The sequence below is a fragment of the Sphingomonas sp. genome, from assembly GCF_051962185.1.
Lineage (GTDB): Bacteria > Pseudomonadota > Alphaproteobacteria > Sphingomonadales > Sphingomonadaceae > Sphingomonas.
The window spans coordinates 1-3,772 of the sequence record NZ_JBQCCN010000104.1; the positions used below are offsets into that span (position 1 = coordinate 1).

The window sequence follows — 3,772 nt, forward strand, 5'->3', positions numbered from 1 at the left end:
ATGGCCCGTCCTCGCCGCTTCGCGGCTGCGGCCCCTCCACCACCGGCTACGTCGGCGGTCCCCCTCCCCATGCAGGCATGGGGAGGATTTAGACGGCCAGCGCTTCTCCCATTACGCGTATGTTCGCGATCTTGTCGTAGAGCGGCGTCCAGTCGTCGCGCTCGGCGATCGCCGACCAGATCGTCTCGACCTCGTCGATCAGCATCGAGCAAGGCACGCCCGACCAATAAGCATGGCTGCGATCGGAGCGCGGCGTGTAGGCCGCGAGCGCCTCGCGGACCGGTTGCCATTGCTCCCCATAGCTCTCGGGCAGGCGTCCGCCGAACGCATCGAAGAAGAATTGGTCGATCCCGGTCGCGGTGCCGCGCAGCACCGGCTCGATCGTCTGGACCAAGGCGCGGTCGCTGTCCGCGCCGCGCGGTACCAGCCCCAGCCGCCACAGGATCGCGTGGCTCACCGCGCGCTGATAGCGCTCGCCGAACGTGTCGAGCACGGCGATCAACGGCTCGGCCTCGCAGATCGGGCGTAGCGCGATCGCGAGCTGCATCGCGTCCCAATGGATCGCCTCGGGCTGGCGGCCGAACGCGTAAAGACCGGCATGGTCGAAATAGGCGGCGGTGAAGCCGGGGTCCCAGGTCGGCGTGAAACGCCACGGGCCGTAGTCGAAGCTTTCGCCGGTGACGTTGATATTGTCCGAATTGAGCACGCCATGGACGAAGCCCGCGGCCATATAGGCCGCCGCGAGCGTCGCGGTGCGCTCGACGACGCGGTCGAGCAGGCGCACGGGCGTGTCTTCGCCCGGCTCCTCGCCGTAGAGGCGCCTCAGCACGTAATCGGTCAGTGCGCGGGTAGCCTCGTCGTCGCGAAGATACGCCAGCCGCTGGAACGTGCCGATCCGGATATGACTGTGGCTCAACCGCACCAGCACCGCCGAGCGGGTCGGGGAGGGCTCGTCGTTGCGGTCGAGCGCCTCGCCGGTCTCGATCAGCGAGAAGGTCCGCGAGGTGGGAACGCCGAGCGCCTCGAGCATTTCGGTCGCCAGGATCTCGCGGACGCCGCCTTTGAGAGTGAGCCGTCCGTCGCCGAAGCGGCTGTAGGGCGTCTGCCCCGACCCCTTGGTGCCGAGGTCCATCAGCCGGCCGTCCCCACCGAGCATCTGCGCGAACAGGAAGCCGCGGCCGTCGCCGATATCGGGATTGTAGGTGCGGAACTGGTGGCCGTGATAGCGCAGCGCCAGCGGGTGCGGCAGCGAGCCGGAGAGCGGGGCGAACCGGCCGAAATGCGCGATCCATTCCTCGTCGGACAAGTCGTCGAGCCCGACCTCCGCGGCCGCGCGGTCGTTGCGGAAGCGCAGGATGGTCTGCGGGAAATCGGCCGGCGCGACCTTATCGTAAAAGGCGTCGCCCAGATCGAGGATCGCGGTTTCCGGGCGATAAGCTTGCGATGGAGCGGCCATGCGGCAATATGGGTGGACCGCCAGCGAGGACGCAACCTTTGTCAGCTTACGAAAATCGCTATTGGTGGTCGAACGACGAAGTGCGGCTGCACTATCGCGATTATGCCGCCAACAGCGCCGGAGGTGAGGATCGCCCGCCGATCCTGTGCATCGCCGGCCTGACTCGCAACGCACGCGATTTCGAGGATGTGGCCGAACGGCTGGCGGGCGAATGGCGAGTGATCGCGGTCGACCTCAGGGGGCGCGGCGAGAGCGGTTATGCCAAGGATCCGATGTCCTATGCCCCGCTGACCTATGTCCAGGACATCGAGGCATTGCTCGCCGAGCTGGCGATCGAGCGCTACGTCGCGTTCGGTACGTCGCTGGGCGGGATCGTGACCATGCTGCTGGCGAGTGCGGGACACGAGAAACTGGCCGGCGTGCTGCTCAACGACGTCGGGCCGGAGATCGAGCCGGCCGGGCTCGGCCGCATCCGCTCCTATGTCGGCAAGCCGGCGACCTGGCCGACCTGGATGCATGCGGCGCGTGGGGTGCAGGACAGCAATGCCGACGTCTATCCGAACTACGGCATCGAGGATTGGCTGGCGATGGCCAAGCGGCTCTATCGAGTGAACAGCGCGGGCCGGATCGTGCTCGACTACGACATGAAGATCGCCGAGCCGTTCCGCGTGCCGGGCAACGAGGCCGGGCCCGACATGTGGCGTACGCTCGACGCGCTGAAATCGGTGCCGGCGCTGATCGTGCGCGGCGCGCGATCGGATGTGCTATCGGCGGCGACCGCGGAGAAGATGGTCGCGCGGCTCGGCCGGGCGGAATTGGTCACCATTCCCGATGTCGGCCACACGCCGATGCTGACCGAGCCCGAGGCGGCGGCGGCGATCGACCGGCTGCTCGCGACCGTGGCGAAGGAACCCGCCACGGCGTGACGCGTCTTTCCGGTTCAACCGGGAGAGTGCGAATGACCGACGCCAGCGACAGCCTGATCGAGCGGCCCGATGCCGTTTCCGATACGCATACCGAGATGCCCAGCCTGAAGGGCAAGCGCGCGATCGTCACCGGCGGGACGACCGGGATCGGCCGCGCGATCGCGGTGCTGCTGGCCAGCGAAGGCGTGACGATCGATATCTGCGGACGCAACGAGCAGCATCTGCAGGACGCGCTCGACGCGATCGGCGCGGTCGGCAGCGCGGACGGAATGGCGATCGATCTTGCCGATCGGAAGAACGTGGAGCGGTATTTCGCCGATGCCACCGCGCGGCTGGGCGGGCTCGACATCGCGGTGATCAACGCCGCCATTCCGGCCGACGGCCTGAGCAAGATGGACGAGCGCGGCCTGCGCTATGCGATCGCGACCGATTTCACCGCCTATCTGATGAGCGCGCACGAGGCGATCGACGCATTCGGGGACAAGGGCGGCGATATCGTGCTGATCGGCTCGATGTCCGCGCACGTGCTTGGCCCGAGCTCCACCGTTTATGCCGGCATGAAGGCCGGGATCGCCGGGTTCGCCGAGGCGCTGCGCAAGGAACTCGGCAATCGCAACATACGGGTCAGCCTGGTCGAGCCCGGTTCGACCCAGGCGGACTTTCATTATCCCGACATGGACGCCGAAAAGCAGAAACAATTGGTCAGGGACGAGAAGATGCTGCGGTCGGAGGATATCGCGGTCGCCGTCCATTACATGCTGACTCAGCCGCGCCGCGCGGTCGTGCAACAGATCACCGTCGCACCGCTGCGCAAGGACGACGAATGACCTATGCCTTTGACGAACTCGTTTTCGGCCCGCTCGACGTCGATTTGTCGAAAGGGCCGCTGGCCGGGCGGATCGACGCCGAGACCTTTTGCCTGGGCGCGTTCAACCCGGGAATGACGCGGCTGCCCAACGGCAATTTACTGATGATGGTGCGGATCGCCGAGGCGCTGAGGACGCCGATCGTCGATCAACAGATCCACGCGATCCGCTGGGAGGCCAACCCGGAGGGCGGCAAATACCATCTCGACGCCTGGCCGCTCGAGCTGGTCGACACCTCGGACCCGCGCAAATTCATGATGCGAAGCGCCGGATGGAAAGTGATGGCGCTGACCAGCCTGTCGTGGCTGCTTCCGGTCGAGCTCGATGCGGAGGGGCGCTCGGTGGTGGCGGTCCATTATGCCGACGCGATCGTGCCGCGCGCGTCCTATCAATGCTATGGCGTCGAGGACGCACGGATCAGCCATGTCGGCAATCGCTGGCTGATGACGACGTGCTCGGTCAGCCCCGAGCGGCATTCCACCACGCTCTATACGTCGAACGACGCGAAGGACTGGCTGCTCGAG

At 66.5% G+C, this 3,772-nt stretch carries 3 protein-coding genes and 1 pseudogene; 3 read left to right on the top strand and 1 reads right to left on the bottom strand.

All coding sequences use genetic code 11. The features are described from left to right. Positions 1–88 precede the first annotated feature (88 nt). The gene (locus tag ACTHJR_RS06170; protein ID WP_440522249.1) at positions 89–1,456 is read right to left on the bottom strand and encodes a protein adenylyltransferase SelO family protein; all 1,368 of its coding nucleotides are present in this window, start codon (positions 1,454–1,456) and stop codon (positions 89–91) included. An 8-nt stretch (positions 1,457–1,464) separates the two neighbouring features. On the opposite strand from ACTHJR_RS06170, the gene ACTHJR_RS06175 reads away from it, so the two are divergent. From ACTHJR_RS06175 to ACTHJR_RS06185, 3 genes and pseudogenes are all read left to right on the top strand, one after another. Then, positions 1,465–2,382 (top strand): alpha/beta fold hydrolase, encoded by a 918-nt coding sequence (locus ACTHJR_RS06175; protein ID WP_440522250.1) that lies wholly within the window; start codon positions 1,465–1,467, stop codon positions 2,380–2,382. Positions 2,383–2,414: 32 nt separating this feature from the next. Next, a complete protein-coding gene (locus tag ACTHJR_RS06180) occupies positions 2,415–3,209 on the top strand; it encodes an SDR family oxidoreductase (RefSeq protein ID WP_440522251.1) in 795 nt (264 codons plus the stop codon). Beyond that, positions 3,206–3,772, top strand: a pseudogene (locus tag ACTHJR_RS06185) (glycosidase); the annotation flags it as partial. The gene ACTHJR_RS06180 and the pseudogene ACTHJR_RS06185, both read left to right, overlap by 4 nt.